17 protein-coding genes and 2 pseudogenes are annotated in these 17,195 nt (G+C 58.6%); 13 read left to right on the forward strand and 6 right to left on the reverse strand.

Translation table 11 applies throughout. From position 1 onward, the window contains the following. The first annotated feature begins 123 nt into the window (after positions 1-123). The gene (locus NO931_RS14205) at positions 124-1,473 is read left to right on the forward strand and encodes an FAD-dependent oxidoreductase (protein ID WP_256393009.1); all 1,350 of its coding nucleotides are present in this window, start codon (positions 124-126) and stop codon (positions 1,471-1,473) included. An 18-nt stretch (positions 1,474-1,491) separates the two neighbouring features. On the opposite strand, the gene NO931_RS14210 is transcribed toward NO931_RS14205, so the two are convergent. Next, positions 1,492-2,361 (reverse strand): universal stress protein, encoded by an 870-nt coding sequence (locus NO931_RS14210; protein ID WP_256393010.1) that lies wholly within the window; start codon positions 2,359-2,361, stop codon positions 1,492-1,494. A gap of 122 nt (positions 2,362-2,483) precedes the next feature. Beyond that, on the reverse strand, positions 2,484-2,783 hold the full coding sequence (locus NO931_RS14215; RefSeq protein WP_256393011.1) for a PadR family transcriptional regulator: 300 nt from the start codon (positions 2,781-2,783) through the stop codon (positions 2,484-2,486). A 121-nt stretch (positions 2,784-2,904) separates the two neighbouring features. On the opposite strand from NO931_RS14215, the pseudogene NO931_RS20990 reads away from it, so the two are divergent. From NO931_RS20990 to NO931_RS14245, 7 genes and pseudogenes are all read left to right on the forward strand, one after another. Then, positions 2,905-3,021: pseudogene (locus tag NO931_RS20990) on the forward strand (PIN domain-containing protein); the annotation flags it as partial. A gap of 107 nt (positions 3,022-3,128) precedes the next feature. Beyond that, a complete protein-coding gene (locus tag NO931_RS14220) occupies positions 3,129-3,716 on the forward strand; it encodes a nucleotidyltransferase domain-containing protein (protein WP_256393012.1) in 588 nt (195 codons plus the stop codon). Between the two features lie 15 nt (positions 3,717-3,731). Further along, entirely contained in the window at positions 3,732-4,196 is a 465-nt protein-coding gene (locus tag NO931_RS14225; protein WP_256393013.1) for a DUF8154 family protein, read from the forward strand. Between the two features lie 860 nt (positions 4,197-5,056). Further along, positions 5,057-5,950: a DNA-binding protein gene (locus NO931_RS14230; RefSeq protein WP_256393014.1), complete on the forward strand. Its 894-nt coding sequence runs from the start codon at positions 5,057-5,059 to the stop codon at positions 5,948-5,950. Positions 5,951-6,089: 139 nt separating this feature from the next. After that, complete coding sequence (locus NO931_RS14235; RefSeq protein ID WP_256393015.1) at positions 6,090-6,461, forward strand: hypothetical protein; 372 nt, start codon at positions 6,090-6,092, stop codon at positions 6,459-6,461. After that, entirely contained in the window at positions 6,458-7,063 is a 606-nt protein-coding gene (locus NO931_RS14240; RefSeq protein ID WP_256393016.1) for a hypothetical protein, read from the forward strand. The genes NO931_RS14235 and NO931_RS14240 overlap by 4 nt, the downstream gene beginning before the upstream one ends. A 4-nt stretch (positions 7,064-7,067) precedes the next feature. After that, positions 7,068-7,958 carry a M48 family metalloprotease gene (locus NO931_RS14245; RefSeq protein ID WP_256393017.1) on the forward strand — a complete coding sequence of 297 codons (891 nt, stop codon included), beginning with the start codon at positions 7,068-7,070 and terminating at the stop codon, positions 7,956-7,958. Here NO931_RS14245 and NO931_RS14250 read toward each other — a convergent pair. Together NO931_RS14250 and NO931_RS14255 are read right to left on the reverse strand one after the other, a co-directional pair. Further along, positions 7,955-8,434 (reverse strand): DUF8154 family protein, encoded by a 480-nt coding sequence (locus NO931_RS14250; RefSeq protein WP_256393018.1) that lies wholly within the window; start codon positions 8,432-8,434, stop codon positions 7,955-7,957. The two genes, NO931_RS14245 and NO931_RS14250, sit on opposite strands and share 4 nt — an antisense overlap. After that, positions 8,431-9,033, reverse strand: coding sequence for a nucleotidyltransferase domain-containing protein (locus NO931_RS14255; RefSeq protein WP_256393019.1), 603 nt, complete (start codon positions 9,031-9,033; stop codon positions 8,431-8,433). Before NO931_RS14255 ends, NO931_RS14250 begins: the two co-directional genes overlap by 4 nt. A 796-nt stretch (positions 9,034-9,829) precedes the next feature. Between NO931_RS14255 and NO931_RS14260 the strand changes: the two genes are divergently transcribed. Further along, complete coding sequence (locus tag NO931_RS14260; RefSeq protein ID WP_256393020.1) at positions 9,830-10,312, forward strand: SWIM zinc finger family protein; 483 nt, start codon at positions 9,830-9,832, stop codon at positions 10,310-10,312. A 31-nt stretch (positions 10,313-10,343) separates the two neighbouring features. Here the strand turns inward: NO931_RS14260 and NO931_RS20880 are convergent. Together NO931_RS20880 and NO931_RS14280 are read right to left on the reverse strand one after the other, a co-directional pair. Next, positions 10,344-11,620, reverse strand: a pseudogene (locus NO931_RS20880) (ATP-binding protein). A 404-nt stretch (positions 11,621-12,024) separates the two neighbouring features. Continuing rightward, the gene (locus tag NO931_RS14280) at positions 12,025-13,020 is read right to left on the reverse strand and encodes a DUF7351 domain-containing protein (RefSeq protein WP_256393024.1); all 996 of its coding nucleotides are present in this window, start codon (positions 13,018-13,020) and stop codon (positions 12,025-12,027) included. 570 nt (positions 13,021-13,590) lie between these two features. Between NO931_RS14280 and NO931_RS14285 the strand changes: the two genes are divergently transcribed. From NO931_RS14285 to NO931_RS14300, 4 genes are all read left to right on the forward strand, one after another. Then, positions 13,591-14,619: an alpha/beta hydrolase family protein gene (locus NO931_RS14285; RefSeq protein ID WP_256393025.1), complete on the forward strand. Its 1,029-nt coding sequence runs from the start codon at positions 13,591-13,593 to the stop codon at positions 14,617-14,619. Between the two features lie 250 nt (positions 14,620-14,869). Continuing rightward, positions 14,870-15,562: a nucleotidyltransferase domain-containing protein gene (locus NO931_RS14290; protein WP_256393026.1), complete on the forward strand. Its 693-nt coding sequence runs from the start codon at positions 14,870-14,872 to the stop codon at positions 15,560-15,562. Continuing rightward, complete coding sequence (locus NO931_RS14295) at positions 15,555-16,058, forward strand: DUF8154 family protein (protein ID WP_256393027.1); 504 nt, start codon at positions 15,555-15,557, stop codon at positions 16,056-16,058. Before NO931_RS14290 ends, NO931_RS14295 begins: the two co-directional genes overlap by 8 nt. 116 nt (positions 16,059-16,174) lie before the next feature. After that, a complete protein-coding gene (locus NO931_RS14300; RefSeq protein ID WP_256393028.1) occupies positions 16,175-17,110 on the forward strand; it encodes a transcription initiation factor IIB in 936 nt (311 codons plus the stop codon). Positions 17,111-17,195: the final 85 nt, after the last annotated feature.

The following is a 17,195-nucleotide window of genomic DNA, read 5'->3' on the forward strand; positions in this document are numbered from 1 at the left end:
GGCGGCCCGTCACCACAGCGAGTCGAACGAACTGCGTATTTCAAGTGCAGACGCACCACTCACGAGGCGTGGCAACAGTTAACACATCTTGCCGCGAAGTGCAACTAGTAGGCGAACAGGCGTATGACGTTAGCAACCGTTCCACGGTACAACCCGAATCCACCGGCCGAGAAACGCGGGACCGCAGTAGTGACTGGAGCGAGTATGGCCGGCCTGCTTGCAGCTCGCGTTTTGTCTGATAGATTTGCCGACGTGACGATCATCGAACGGGACCAACTGCCAACCGAGCCAGTCGTTCGCCGGGGAGTACCACAAGGCGCACATCCCCACGCACTCCTCGAAGCCGGACGGGCAACGTTGGAGGACCTGTTCCCCAGATTCGGCGAGGATCTCATCTCGGCAGGCGGCGTTGTCGTCGATTTCGCCAGCGATGTGAATTTCTACGGTGAGGGCGACTTCCTCGCCCACGGCCTGACTCCGATGGAGACGTACTCCGCAACTCGGCCGTTGATCGAGCAGGTCGTCAGAGAACGTGTTTCCGATCTCGATGGCGTCCACATCCACTCAGGCTGCCAAGTCACGGACTACCTCCTGGACGACACCGCGACGGCCGTGGAAGGCCTCGTACTCCGTGACGGTGAAGGGCATATGGAGCTCACCGCCGATCTGGTCGTGGATGCGACCGGGCGGACGAGTCGAACGCCGGCGTGGCTCGAAAGCCACGGCTACGCGCCACCGGAGGTCGAGGAGGTACACATCGACGTGGCCTACAGCACGACCTTTATCGAGCGACCTGCCGACGACCTACGCACGTTTCTTATTCCACCATCTGCACCGCACACACGCGGTGGTATGGCTGCGCCAGTCGAAGGGGATCGCTGGGTGGTGAGCGTCCATGGCGTCCACGGTGACCACCCACCAACGGACTCTGCTGGCTTCGTCGAATTCGCAGCGAGCCTTCTGGCCCCTGAGGTAAAGCACCTCCTCGAGGACTATCAACCGGTCTCTGCGGACATCGAGCAGTACCCGTTCCCGACCAACAGACGGTACCACTACGGATATCTTGAACGGTTCCCTGAGGGATTGGTCGTCATCGGCGACGCGATTGCGAGCTTCAACCCGATCTACGGACAGGGCATGTCTGTGGCGGCTCTCGAAGCACTCATGCTTCATCACACGCTGTCTACGGGCGGTCGTGAGGGGCTCGCGCTTCGATTTTTCAACGACGCCGAAGCGGTGATCGATACGGCATGGATGTTAGCGACAGGTGCTGACTTCGCGTTTTCGCAAACGACGGGTCCAAAACCACGCGGCACTGACATCAGTAGATGGTATCTCTCCCGGTTAACGCGGAAAGCGCACACCGATAGCACGCTGTCGAGCGCGTTCTTTCGGGTACTAACGATGGAACAACCACCGTCCACGTTACTGCGTCCGGGGTATCTCTGGCGCGTGCTCAAACCGACCAGATGAATCCGCACTCCCCGAGAGTCACGATTCGTCAGAAACCGTAATGACGGGAACTGGTGCAGACCGTGCTGTCTTCCCCGCGACGCTGCCGAGTAGGATCCGTTCCGTTCCCCGTCTGCCAGTGGCACCCATCACGACGGCGTCGATGTCATTTGCATCGACATACTCGAGGATTTTCTCTGCAGGCTTGCCGCGTTCAGTCTGCGTAACGGTGTCCTGAACACCATCTCGGTCAGCCTCTGATACAATGTCAGCAACAGCGTCGGTTGCGGCCTGATCACCATCCGATTGAGCGGCTGCTGAGCGGACGTCCAAGCCGAGTGGAGCATCGTCCACAACTGACAGTACGTGAACGGTCGCATCAACTGCTGTGGCGAGCGCGAGGCCGTGCTCGGCCGCGTGTACCGCACCAGCACTTCCATCCGTGGGAATGAGGATCTTCTCGTATTTGAATGACAACCGCTCGTCAGATTGCATCCGGACCGTCAGGACTGGAACCGAAGAAAGACGGATGACTTTCTCGGTGACACTGCCGATGAGGTAGCGAGAGGTTCCCCCACGGCCGTGTGTTGGCATCACGATTAGATCGTACCCGTATTGCCCGGCGTACTCAGCTATCGTCGGCGCCGGATTGCCCTGAACGACATCCGTCTCGTAGTCGACACCGAGCGACCGTAGCGTCTTTTCGGCCTGCTCGACGACGTCCTCACCGTGGTTGACGAGCGCGTCGATCGGTTTCCCCTCGATGACGGTTACTGAATCGCGTGTGGTATCCGCGACGAAAAGGACATGAATCGTGGCATCACCCCAGTGAGCGATTTCGGCAGCGTGATGCAGGGCGGCTGCGGCGCCGTCACTCCCATCAAATGGGAGGAGAATCTCCTTGTACATCGTTCAGTACCGGAGACTATGACATGACCTTGCTAATGGTTTTGCGTCCGCACGGTATCGAGAGCGGAGCACGGGTTGAAATACCGGAAGAAGAATCTCGACCACGCGATGGATCCGTTCACTCAGCCTGCGGATGTCGCTTTCTGAGCAGCGTCTATGTATTGGTCTTCCCACTCTCGTCGAGCCTCGAGTTCACGCCGACTGCGGGCAGTGAGTTCGTAGACGTTTGTCCGGCGATCTGCTTGTCCCTTGTTGATGAGGCCCTTCTCTACGAGTTCGTCTAGGTTGGGATAGAGCCGACCAGCGTGGATCTCTCGCCCGTAGTACGCTTCGAGTTGGTCTTTTATTCCTAACCCATGTGGCTCATCAAGGCCGGCGACCACGTACAGACAGTCGCGCTGGAAGCCAGTCAGATCTTCCATGACGTATTGGTAGAGTTATTCAATTAAAACTATCCAGGTCCTAAACGGTCGTATTCAAGGTGGCTCGGTTGTTTTTGACAACTCAAAAGCCCCTAGTGTGGTCGACCGCTCCGGGGTTCGCTGTCACCGAAGTACGCCGGGACAGACGCCGATTAACAGCGCCATTGACGCCGGTTGGGTCCGGGTCGCTGATGAGTCGGACTACCAACAGCCGAATTTGACCAGTTCACCGTCATAGTTTTCACACAGTTTCCTAATAGGAATCGTATGCCTAATAGGAAAGAGTCAATCTCGATAGAATTGCAGTATCCGTTTCCGGACGAGCGGGTGTTCCGATACCAGGCAATGCAGGACGTCCTCGACGTTCTCATCGACCAACCGTACGCGGCGTACTCGGTGAGCGAACTCGCAACCCTCACCGAGGCAAATACGGGAACGATCTCGAAGGCAGTCGGGCTGCTCTCCGAGCTCGGTATCGTCGAAACCGAGCAAGATGGGCGGACTCACCAGGTGCAGATCAATCGTGAACGGCTCACGAAACCGGACCCGATTCTCTCTATCCCCCAAAGCGAGTTTCACCTACCTGCACGAGTATTTCTGGAACGAATCCAAGACGAGATAGACGGGTTGGTCGGGGTCGTCCTGTTCGGAAGCGTCGCGCGGGGAGAGGCGGATAGGGCCAGCGACATCGATCTATTGGTGATCGTCGACGAAGACAAAGCGGCTACCCGGCGGACCGTCCAGTCGGTCGTCAGTGATCTCGAAGACCGACGGTTCGAGGGGAATAGATACACGTTCCAGTCGCTTGTCGAATCGACGGACAGCGTCCGGCGAATTGGCGATCAACTCCGGCCGCAGTTCGAGGATGGGATTACGTTGGTCAGCTCCGACCAACTCTCTGAACTCCGGACCGAGGTGTACGCTGATGAATAACGAGATCCGGACCAATTGGCGGAGGCCGAGCGAACGTTCGAGGGCAGCCCCGGAACGATCGAAGAGGGATTGAATGTTGACGATGCGGAGTTGGTCCAACTTCGCCGTGCTTGCCGGCTATTAGAGGTCGGCGCGAACCTCCTCAACCAGGGGTACTACACTGTCGTGATCGAGTCGGCCTTTGTCGCCATCGAACGGACCATCCAGTTCCGGTTGATCCACGATGGTGCGATGTCCCCCGAGGAAGTCATCAGTAGCCACCGACGACTCTACCAACGCGGGGCCGAGATCGGCCTCTACGACGACGCGTTCGGAGACGACCTCGCCGAGCTGTGGAATCGAAACCGAACAAAGACCTATTACCGGCTCGGCATCGCGACGAAGGAACAGGCCGAGGCGATGTACCGGCTCGCCGACGACATCCATCGGCACCTCGTCGAGATGAGCCGGATGTCACACGAGTGTCTCTGTTGGGAATGACTGGAAACTCCTCGACGAATACGTAGGGACTACCTCTCGGCCAGAGGAGTTCACATCCCACAGTCTGGAGAGGATGGCACTTCGGGCTGGCCTTTGCAGCGTTCTCGTGTTGGTGGGGCAGCGGAAACGGTGGGTATGTCGTCAATTCTTTCGTCAAGTTACGGGAGTTGCTTGGCGCTTGAATCCGAGGTCGACCACTCCAAAAGCCCCTGGCGCGATCGACCGCTCCGAGGCTCGCTGTCTCCGAAAATCTCTGATTTCGGGATGACGAAAGACGCCAAAGGCGTCTTTCGAACCATGCGCCTCGCTTCGCGTCGGTGCTTACGTCGCCCTGGAGGGCCGATCCATCGAAAGAGCACACTCTTTCGATCCTGTGCTCGCTTCGCTCACACAGACGCCAGCCCCTTCTAGTCCCACCCGCGGCGGTTGTGTGAGCTGTTGTAGTGCGGCCCGCCCCGCTCGCCGCGTTCGCCCGACGCTTGCTCACGGGTCGCGTACTCCCCGTTCGCATCGAGGCGTTCCCTCCGGTCACGCCTCGCGTCGCTCGCGGCTGACCATTCCGGGTGCGCCGAGCACGCTCGGCGTACCGGGCGTATGGCTTCGACGCCAGCATTAAGCGCGCTTTCGGTCCTCGCGGGCTCGGTCCGGAAACCGGCTTAAAGCTGGACGCTCGCGTCGGGCGAGACGGCGCGCGGTGCTGGGTGGGTGGTCTCGATAGCGCGCGCTGCTCGCGCCCAGGGGCGCTCGCGAAGGCGCGAGCAGCGCGCGCGGATGTGTCGTCGACGATGAGAGCTACGACTGGTGAGTTGTAGTGTTGGAAAAAGACGCTGTGTGGGCGCCTTCGGAGTAGGTCAACTCCAATGAGTATTAACTACACTACGGTAGATGAAGCTTCGGTTGATGAACAGACGGGCGAGTACCAGACGACGGTTGACGAGTGGGCAAGCGAAACAGCGGATGAGTGGGCGGTTGAGGAAGAAGTGGAGCTGCGGGCGAGCGTCAAGCAGGACGCACAGGCAAAAGTCGATTACGCGGATGATCGGGAGATCGAGGGGCGGCTGTTCGGGCAGACACTGGCAGCCCAGGAACGACTGGAAGCGAGAGAGTGGGAAGTCGAGCGGACGCACGAACGGCGGGATCGGGGCCGGTATTCGATGCGGGAAGAACAGACGCGAATCATGGTGGGTGCAGGGAGCGAGAACCGACGCCGGGGGTTCGAGCGGCGTGCGGCGAGCGTGGATCCGCGGTGTGATCCGGATGCACCCGATCCCAGAGCACAGTTGAACAGGGAGGAGTTGGCGATGGTAAACGAACAGGCGAAGCGGTTGGAGGCGAAACTCGAGGGCTGGTCGAGAGCGGCGATCAGTCGGCGGTTGGCCGAGCGCGTCGTCGATGGCTGTGGAGTTCTGGGTGCTGTCGTGGGCGTGTTCGAGGAGCTAGAGCAGGCGGCTGGGACGGTGATTCCGATTGCGGCTGTCGAAGAAGTCGATAGAGGTGAGGTGTGCATCGAGGGGACGATAACCCAGTTGTGGGAACCCAACAGTTCCAAGATACAACAGGTGGGGCTGATCGAGGACGAGAGCGGGAAAACGAAGTTTACGATTTGGGCGGCGAGTAACGTGAAAATGGTTCGTGAGGGCGAAACGGTTCGATTCCGGTCGGTCGCGAAGAACTGGTACCAAGGACGTGTGTCGGTCGCACTGACTGGGTGGTCATGCGTGGAACGGATAAGACAGGACGAGGCGTCGGAGTAGCCAAGAACGTCTTTTTGCCGTAATAAAGTTGATCACGCTGAGATCGGCGTGAGTGGCTCCTGTCCCACAGGCGTTGATGTGCAAGCTTTGTGCATGCGCCGAAACCGTTATGTCTCTATGTGCAAAACGTGCACATAGAATGGGTGCAAGCGACGATCCGCGACGGGTTCACTTCCAGTCGCCGGAGTACCTCGTCGATCGGCTCGATGCGATCGCCGACCTCTTCGACAAGGATCGAACCGATCTCCTCGTCGAGGCCATCCGCAAGTACATCGAAGACACCGCCGACAGCGAAACGTTCCAAGAACTCGTCGCGACGAAGTACTACGAGGACCAACTCGAGTTCGAGACGGTGAAGCAACTGGTCGGCGCCGAAACGGCCCAGCGACTCCGCCTCCTCAAAGCCGACCTCGAAGACGAACCACTCGATCTCGCTGCCCCTGACGACGTCGACATCTATGATGGGGATGTGACGACGGTCGATACTGCGGCCGAGGACGGCGATCGATGAGCGGGCCACGACTGGAAACAGTCGTCGCTGATACGAGCGCCCTCGTCAGTCTCGCGGTGCCCCGTGCGGATGCAGCGATCGGGACTGACGTTCCAGATCCGCTGGAGTACCTACTCACCTCGTGTGACGTGTTCGTACCACCGGAGGTAGTCGCAGAACTCCGCGACATCACGCAGTATCAAGATATTCATGCCGCAGCTGCGAGCAACGTTCTCGCGGCCCGCAGGCACTACACAGTCGAGGACCCCTACGAGCGTGATGACACTCCAGACTCGCGGCCGACGTTCGGCCTCGACGACGGCGAAACCGATGGCATCGTCCTTGCGAACGCGCTCGCTGTCGACGGCTTTCTCACCGACGAGTTCGGTGGAACGAACTTCCCGCTGATTCACGCCGTGCTGCAGGGGCCGCGTATCGTCCCAACGCCGCGGCTCATCGTGGATTACGTTCGGAATGAACATATGAGCCACGAGGCGGCTCGAAGGCTGATCACGACGATCAGCCCACATCGTAGTTGGGAGAATAGTCCCTACGTCACGCAATTGCTCCAGCGCCTCGACGAATCAGTTGTTGTCGTTCGACGAGAACGAGACCCGACGTGAGGAGATGCACAGCACGATCGAAGCGTGGCTCGAGGAGCTCCAGAACCTCGTCGACGAGGCGGCGGTCAGCCAGAAGTTCCAGGAGTGGCTCGACGTCCAGAGTCGGTTCCACGACTACTCTCATCGGAATACGCTCCTGATCAAACGCCAATGTCCGGAGGCAACGCGTGTCGCAGGGTATCGAACGTGGCAGACCGAGTTCGATCGCCACGTTACAGATGGTGAGCAGACGATCTGGATCTGGGCGCCGATCATCGCGAAGCAGTGTCCGGAATGCGAAAATTCGTCGTCGTATCACGAGCAGAGCGACTGCGAGTATGATGAGACGCCACCAGCGGAGTGGTCGAAGGGACTCGTCGGCTTCCGTCCAGCGCCCGTCTTCGACGTCTCTCAGACTGAGGGCGAGGAACTACCGGAACTCAACACCGCTGCGGAGGGGGATGCAGCGTTTCTCTTTCCTGCACTCCGTGAGGCGGCGTCGGAACTCAATGTCTCGGTCAGCGTCGTCGATCCCACTGGGTGGTCCTACGGCGATGCAAATGGGATCTGTCGACAGCGTCCGGTCGACGATCAGCCGACGATCGAACTTCTCGATCAGGATGATCCGGCTGCACTTGCTGGCGTGCTCGTTCACGAGTACGCACACGCGTTGCTCCACGCCGGCGTCGATGACCAGATCGAGCGGACGAAACGTGAAGTCGAAGCTGAAGCGGTCGCATATCTCGTCGGACGTCAGTTCGGGCTTGATACGACTGGCTCCGCGTTCTACCTTGCGGCGTGGCAGGATGATGAGACGGACGCGCTTCTAGAGCGTCTCGGTCGGATTTCGCGAACGGCGACGGAAATCGTCGACGCAATCGAGTATGATCGAAACGAACACGATCCTCTGGTTTAGCAGATGCAGTCTCTTGTTCTGGTCTCCTCTACGATCTCCTTGTGGAGCGTGGTGGCGAGTCGGTGCACCGTACTGGTGCGGTACTCCCCAGCGATTCCCGTCCGGTAGTACGACTTTGATCGATTCTCGAGCCAGAGTTCCTCGAGTCGGTCGGCGATATCCTGCGAGAAAAGCCCCGATCGGACGCCCAACTCGTAGACTTCGGTGTGCCGTTGGCCGGGAACGTGGTAGTTCTTCTCCTCGACATAGAACTGGATCGAGCGCTCGATCGCCACGAACGATGCCTCTATAATCACCGTGAAGTGACCGTTGCGCTCCAGCAGAAACTCTGCGGCATCCAGAAGGCGACACGCTTTCCGTAGCTGGAGGATCGCTGCGTCTTCGATGTGTTCCAACCCGACCTCCGGGTTATCGGGCGTACGCTGGAACGCGTCTTCTGCGTCGCCAAGCGCCGCCTCGAAGTTCTTCGATGTCATTCCGTCTTCCCTCTGAACACCTCGCGTTTCGTCTCGTCGAACGCTTCTGTGGCGTGCAGGACAATTCCTTCGCGAAAGATGGGCTGTAGATCCTCACCGCGCCTCCGTGCGCTCTCGGGTGACTCGACGAACGGTTCGAACTCGTACCGATGTCCGTCGAATGTTTGCTCTTCGAGGTCTCGCTTGATGTCCGATATCGTGCGACGAGCGCTCACCAACTTGTCGTCCTCGTCGACGAGTACGAACACGTCGATATCGCTTGCGCGGTCGGCCTCGCCTCGCGCTACGCTTCCGAAACAGAGTATCCCAGCGACGCCGGGTACCTCGTTAGTGACCCGTTCGACGAACGCTCCAAGTGGCATCCGGAACTCTTCTTGGGGTATCTCGAGAAGCGGATCGTCGGCGTCGGTGAGCCGCGTTTCGTCGATCCGGTACAGCGTCTTCCGGCCGACATCACGACGAACGACCAGACCGAGCGCTTCGAGCAACGAAAGCGCCTTCGAGACGCTCGGGCCCCCGAAGCCGGTAAGATCCTGGAGATCGCGGTTCGAGAACTCTTCTGTTGGGTTCTGCGCGGCTATCTCGAGGATGTCGTCCATCGCCTCGTACCGGAAAATTTGATCGTCCGGAAGGGGTAATCGCATCTCGACGCGCATTTTGTTACACTACATATAATGGTTTACACCAGATATAACCGTTATGCTGATCCGCGGTTGAGGTCTACAGCGAACGACCAGAGTCGCTTGCGTTTCCGTACCGAGGGGTGTGATTGTTTTTGAGCATCCGTGCGCCGTGATCCGTCCGAGAGTAGCCGTGCAGTTGCCCTGACAGACGTAGTAGCACTCATCAGAGTGCTGTCTTATTTCTATCAATCATGCTTAGTTTCCGTTAGATTTTCTTGGCGCCTGCACGGGTGCAGGCGCTCATCAGAGTACCTGCGTGAGAATTCAGTGAAGACGACTTCCAACGGTCAGCTACGAGATGCACAGCAAGCCCTCGAGTGGTGGCTCTGCAGCCACGCCGAAGCGGGCGTTCCAGAGCTCGCCCTCATGGAGGTGCTTCGAACGTACGCGGATACGATCGAGCATATCGGCTACGTGCCGCGTTCGTGGGGCCCGGACGATCAGGGCGAGCAATTCCGCAGACGAGAGCGAGAACAATGACGAGTTCGTTTCTGCAACGACCCGCTTCGAGGCTGCATCGCCACCATTCGTACGTCTATGAGTGTCGGAAGTGTGGAACGACAGTTCTCGATGAACACTCGACGTGTCCTTACTGCGATCAGACAGAGATCCTTGTCTACGAGGTCTCCTGACGTCCCTGCCTGATCTCCTGTTCTCTTTCCCGTTTTCTGCCGGCGGATAACCAACCCAATGCAGTTTCCACCACCCAATCATGAGTACCCCATTAACACAGTTACAGACGACGAATAGAGTCATCAAGCGCGCTCAGTACGAGGCCTTCGAGTTCACGATCGAAGCGACCGGCGTTCGCGTCAGAAATGCCAGTCACGCGAACCCAGAAGACCACGAGTACGTGGTGACCATCACGAATGGGCTTCCATCGGCGTGCGAATGTCCGGCCGACGCGAACTACGACGGCGCATGCAAACACCGCGTTGCCGTTGCGATCAGGAAGCCAATCCTCGATGCAGCTATCGATCGACAGATTGTCGCCGATGGTGGAACCCCTGTTTCGACAGACGAAGAGGACTCGGATACTCTCGACGATCCGTCATCAAGAGGCTCCTCAGGAGCAGGAGCATCATCTGATAATCCCGAAGATACTGAGACCAACGCGGACTCCTGTGAGTGCGCTGGACTCCCAGAGGGGTTTCCCTGCTGGGAGTGTGTCAGGACTGGTCGTCAAACGTTTTGAGACAATGGGTCGATGATCGGCCAGAGCACTCTCACTCACGCGTGAGTGCTTCCACAGCGTCACCGACCGTGAACAGATGCAGATCCTCCCTCTCTTCTGCGGCCTCTTCTACGGATGAGTTGAAGCCGTTCCGCGAAAAGAGTGCGTACTCCTCCATTCGATCGCTCCCGGTCGGGGGAGACCACCGAAGTTCGTCGACGTGTTTCTCGAGGTTCGAGAGCGCGTCGTACCCGAGAGAGGACTGCTAGAATTTGCACTCGCCACCGAGTAGCGTCTGTCCAGATGTGAGACCAACGACGTCGATCTCGTGTTCGCCGTACCACCATTGACCGGTTTCTGTGATTGTATACGTTGGGTAGAGCGTTCGGAGTGCGGAACAGCAAAGCTCCTCGAATGCCCGGCTCACGAAGTCGGCCAAATCTGGTTCTATCAGCGCATCGTAGGAGTCCTCACCAACTTCGTCGTACTGTTCGCCCGTGTCCCGTAGACGAAGTGGAACCAGAACCGGACAAAGAGGTCCCGGATGCGATACCGGCTACGCTTGCTCCGCTCTTTCTGCTCGGTGATTGGCACGTGCTGGTCCACAAGTCGCGGTCGGGACAGTCGGTTGAGGTATTTCGAGAGCTGGTTGTAGTCGATCCCGGTCGCCCCGGCGATTTCGTTGCGGCTCGTGTTCCCTCCGGCGATGGCTTCCAGAATCGAGAAATACCGGGTTGGTTCCGTAAGTTCCATCCGAAGCACGTAGTCGGGTTCGTCGTGGAGCGTGCCGTGTCGGCAGAGAATCGTCCGCTGAACGTTCTCTGCGAGGGTTGCATCGGAAGAGACCTCTTTGAGGTAGTACGGAACGCCGCCGAAGATACCCCACGTGAGCACTTGCTCATCTGCGGTGTAGGCGTACTGATACACGAGCACGACGGTCGCGGCTGAATCGTCGAGTTCGTGGTCGAACATCGCCTGCAACACGGACGGGAGACTCTCGTCTTGTTCGACGAGATACGGGAACTCGTCGAGAACGATGATTGCGTCTTGTTCTGCGAGATACCCGAGAACCTCATCCCAGGTTTCCCGGATCCGCATCACTCCGGGGTAGGACTCTGCGGCCGCATCGATGAACTGCTGAAGCTGAAGAGCGCTCGTTTTTTGCTTTGCCTGGTACACGACGGCGTCGTCATATTCTTTGAGCGATTCCCGGACAGCACAGTTTTCCGAGGTGACGGCAGCCAAATATTACCGCGAGTTTGGCGTCTGCTCAGTCGTAGAGGTCGTGGAGATGAGTGAGTCCTCCGCTCGGTTCACGAACTCGGGCATATCTGCTATACCGTCGGTCATGAAACAATACTCCCGATAATCGTACTTCAAAGTATGATACTCTAGAGTATCTTCTTTGGCAACCCCTGTTTTGCCGTCCGTTCCCAACGGGCGCATCGCCCGGGACGAGGACAACCCCTAGTGAGATCGACCTTCGGTGTTGGTGCGGGAGGACAGGGTTGGCAACCAGCGCCACGCGAACCGAGTCAGGCAATCCATCAAAAAAGACACCTTCGACGGCGACGCTATCTCTTCGACCTCGAGGGGTGTAAGCCATTCCGAACGACGCGGACGAACCGAGAAAATCTTCGTGACAGCATCGCCGTCCATCGAACGGGCGTGCTCGATACTGTCTACGACATGATCCTGAACGGTGAAATCTACGGTCGATCCCAGCCAGCGGACTACTCGCTACTGTACTTGATTATGTCGAGGTTCTCGTCGAGTACGAGCGTCAGCTCCTCGTCGTCGTCGGCCACAGTCACCTCTACGCGAAGGGGATCGACGTCGCGGACGCGCTCCTCGGAATTGAGTGTCCGAGATATCCCCCACGACGGAATCTCGCGATAGTCGATACCGGCGTCGTGTAACAGCGACACGACGGCCGGATGGTCCAACACCGCCGTCGTGGCGGTAGTGTAGAACGGTGCCCCGCACTCCGTACACTCGTAGGCCACCGTGACGTCCTCGCCGGTGTCCGTCTCGCTGTCGAGCGATGTATCAGCGACCGTTCCTTCGACCGGGCCGCTACAGAGATAACAAAAGCCACGGATCGTCTGCTGGAGCTGTGACATCGTGAACGTCCCGAGCAGTCCCGGGTTCGCCTCCGCGTCGTGTGCTTCGACGAGAATCGGCGGTACGGACATGATACGTGTCGCGTCACAGCTATCGCAGTCGACGATTGCGTGGCCCCGTTCGTATCGTACTTCGAGTGTACCATCGCAGTTCGAGCACGCGTCGATCGGCTGCGCATCGAGCGTCGCGTCCGTGTTCGTGTACTCCCCCGAGAAGCCGGCCCCGATAATTTGTGCGCCGGCGTAGGTCAGCGTGTACCCGTCTTCGTGGTGGGTGACGAACTGCGGAACCAGCTCGTCCAGGTGGTAGTGAAACCGTCCCGAGTCTCTGATCCCTACCCGGTCTTTGAGCGTCGAGAATGGAACGGGGTCGGGCTCCGGGGTCGGGTCGTCCGTGTAGATGTCCCAGAGGGCCCGCAGAATGTCTAACCTGATGTCGTTCGCGACGAGGCTGAACGTCGCTTCGAGGCCGTCCGCCGAATCATCGTCTATCATATACTCTCTTTCGGTGACACGACCTTTTATTATACGCTGAACAGGCGCAATACCACGGCGTTCACACCGTGGATACGCACCGTCACTTCTGGCAACAGACCACCGTTCCACCGCCTCTCCGAGTTTCCCACGTTGATGTTTAAGTGACAGGCCGCTCTACCGTGGGGTAGGAATCGGTCGGAACGGAGCGGATTCCGAACCGTCCTGCGGAGGCGGCCTGGCCGCCCACGTAACGAGGCAGTATCCGAAAGGGCAGTCGGTTAACGCCACATCCTTGAAGGGTGTGCCGACGTGCCGACTGCTCAAAGCGACCCAGACGATACCCCCGAGTCCGCTGACGCTTGCCGGCGTCCCTGTGGCAACAACAACAACACCGGGACGCCCCCACGGTTGAGGATAGGGGTAACGGCGGCTTGGCACCGCCAGCAGTCCACCAGTCCGATGGTGTGGGACTACCCGTGCCCAAAAGGGCTGGTAGTCTGCCGGTTGGACTGCGAACCTGAAACTCCCACCGCTCGGGATTCCTCCGCGTTTACACGGAGGAGGATGTCAATATGCTGGACCGGACGATTGAGGCCAAAATTATCAGACAACCTATTGAACCGCGTTTCAATCTCTCGTCTTACAGAAATATATTTCAAATTACACTTATGCGGCTGTCGCTCCTCGGATCACATGGCGATGCCCGACAACAGAGATGCAGTGACGAGCGCCAACGCGAGCGATCAGCCACTCACGTCGGACGGGCCGACGCTGGTCGAGGCCGACCCCGAGCGCGGGTTCAACTACCCGTACTATCTCGCGGTTTCCGATGGACTCGACGACGAGCATGCGGCGTCGAGCGACGTCGACAGACGACCGATACTGGTCGAACCGCACAACGTCGGCGAGTCCGTCGAAGAGTTCGACCGCCACCTCGAACTGGCAAGAAAGCGTATCCAAACGAAGTCCGGTCGATACGTCGCCGACGAACTCGGCGCCCCGATTCTGATTCCGGTGTTCCCGCGCCCCCTTGAGGAGCCGGTCGACTGGACGCACATGATCCACATGCTCTGTGCCCGGACGATGCGGATCGACGAGGGCCCGCTCGAACGAGTCGACCAGCAACTACTGGCGATGATCGAGGACGCCCAGGAACGCCTCGCCGAACACGGTATTTCGGTTCCCGAGGAGGTCATCCTCAACGGGTTCTCCTCACAGGCGGCGTTCGTCAACCGGTTCGCCGCCCTACACCCCGACCGGGTCTGTTCGGTGTCAGCTGGCGGTATCAACGGGCTGGCTATCCTGCCGCGGGAGACAGCGGACGTACGCGCGTTCGGCGAACGACCCATGAACTACCCGGTCGGCGTCGCAAACATCGAAGCGCTGACCGGCGAACCGTTCGACCGGGAAGCGTTCCGCGACCTCGACCAGTTTATTTACATGGGCAGCGAGGACGATAAGGACGCGCTCCTGTATCCGGACGCGTGGACCGATCCGGAACTCCGGGGGATCGCGGTGCTCACCTACGGCGAGGACATCCACGAGGAGCGGTTTCCTCACTGCAAGGACGTCTACGAGGAGGCTGACGTGAATGCCGTCTTTCGGGTCTACGACGATGTCGGCCACACACCCGAACCGGCTCTTGACGATATTGTGGAGTTCCACGAGCGGTCGCTTGCCGGAGACGATATCGAGTCGATACGCGAGGATCTCGGCCGCAACGTGTAGTTGGTCTATCAACCTCAATCCAGGATCATTGATAGTATTTGCTCAGTCTGGAATGAGTTCCCTTCTTTGGACCCCCTCCAACGGGGTGAGCCGCGATACTTCCCGGTGATCACCCTTGCTACCCGCACGCCAATTTTATCGCCCCCTGACGGGTGCGGGGCGTGATAGAAAATTCTACTGCACTACTCATATAAGTCGGTCTCCACTACTAAAATAAGTTTTAAGTAGAAATGCAAACGATTACTTTACAATGGAAACGAACTCGAACGGTAATTCTAGTGATGGAACGCGGATATCAGTCGATATACCACTCGGAGACAGCCGCTTATTCAAGAGGGAAGCCACAGATGGTGTACTTCTCTTTTTAACCCGCCACTACGATGAGGCGTTTTCGATGACGGATCTCGCCCAGGCAGTCGACTATACGCGACCCACAATTACCAAGACGGTCGATATTCTCTCCAACAACGACCTCGTCGTCGAGGAACGCGACGGGTCGCGCCGGCTCGTGCAGATCAACCGGGACCGATTAATTCGACCAGATGATCCCTTCCTCGAAATTCCGCAATCAGAGTTCTACGCTCCAGTAAAAGGTGCGACAGAGGAGATCCTGGACGAACTTGACGGTGTTCTTGCCGTCGTTCTCTACGGGAGCGTCGCCCGTGGCGAGGCCGACCGCCGTAGCGACATCGACCTGTGGGTGTTGGTACGAGAGGATAGAGTGGGCAACCAGCGGCGGGCAAACCGTGTCAGACAGTCTCTCGAAGAGGACACGTTCGATGGTAATCGCTACGCCTTTGAGATCGACGTCGAGGGCCTGCAAGCCGTTCCAAACTACGTGGACGAACTGCGAGAAATACTTCGCGATAGCATCGCCGTCCACCAAACGCACGAGTTCGATACCGTCTGCAATATGGTTCTGCACGGTGATGTCGATGAGTGACCCAACCATCATCAGGGAGGCACTTGACGCAGCCGCCGACGCGTTCAACCAGGAGGGTCACGGCATCCCGACGCGAGAACCGGATATCGACACGGACACTGACTGGAAGACACAACTCACCAAAGGGTGTCGGCTTCTCGCCATCGTCGATGAGATCGAGGGAAGTAGCTACTATACTGCTGTCGTCGAACTGTGCTTCGGCATCATCGAGCGCTCGCTGGAGGCGTTCGCTATCGCTGAAGGGGGTGATTCGTTGCGCGACTTCCAGACGGATTCCCACGAACGGTGCTACGATCGAGCAGTGCGATTCGGTCTTTTCACGCGGGAGCTGACGCACGAACTCAAAGATCTGTATAGCGACAATCGGACGGACAGCTACTACGGCGGACGTCATCCGACGAAACGGCAGGCCGAAACGATACATCGGTTGGCCCGCGAAATCCACCGACACGTCACCGACCAGGTTCGCGAAGGCGGCATCTGTAACTGCGACTAGTTGCCGGGTGAGCGGGGCATCGATTTCCGGTGTAATTCATTACTCGCATACCAATTTTTATCGCCCCCTGACGGGTGCGGGGCGTTCTGAAGAATGTCCTGCGAGGAGTGACTCACATGTCGCTGAGAGATATCTACGAAAGTGGTTTCGACGACGACGATGGAAAGACGATCAACCAGACGCACTGTCTCGAATGCGGTGGTTCCCTCAGAACCGAAGGCGGTGAAACGGCGTGTACCGAGTGCGGATTGATTGTAGCGGACTGTCGTATCGATCACGGAGCGACGCCGCGGACGTTCGAAGGCGAGGAATCCAAACGCGAGCAGACGGGTGCGCCGATCACTCCGGCGAGACACGATCGCGGCCTTTCGAGCGAGATCGGTCGATACAGAGATGCGAACGGGAACGCGCTGTCCTCGAAGAAGCGCCGGCAGATGAGCCGTTTTCGGAGAGAACACGGCAGGGCACGCTGGTCGAGCAAGAAGAAGCGAAACCTCGCGACCGCCTGTCTCGAGATCGCACGACTCACGAGCGCGCTTGAGTTGCCGTACTCGGTCCGAGAACGCGCGAGCCAACTCTACAGAGACGCGAGCTCAGAAGACCTGATTCAGGGACGTTCGATCGAAGCGATCGTCGCCGGGTGCGTGTACGCGTCGTGTCGCTGTGGCGGCTACACGCGAACGATCGAAGAAATCGCAGGCGTGGCAAACTGCGGAGAGGAAGCGATGAAAAACGGATATCGCGTACTGAACAAAGAACTCAGCCTGAAAGCGCTCGTGCCGACGCCGAAGACGCTTCTCCCCCGACTCATCGCCGAGTTCGATGTCCCGAATGACGTGCAGTATCGAGCAACCGAACTTGCAGAGATTGCTACGGAGTCCGGTATCGCGAACGGCTGTCAGCCCTCCGGCGTCGCTGCTGCGTGTCTATACCTTGCGAGCAGCGAAGCCGAACGTTCTATCCCACAAGCTGATATCGCGTCGGTTGCGGGGACGAGTCCGGTGACCCTCCGGAAGCGATACACGGCGTTACAGGACGAACTTGACGACTAGTCTTTGAGCCATAATGGAGATTTTATAGGTGCCCTCAGACACTCTGTGTGTATCGCGCCCGCTCATACGAGAGCTAGGTGGCGGA

This window comes from Natronoarchaeum rubrum (assembly GCF_024494695.1).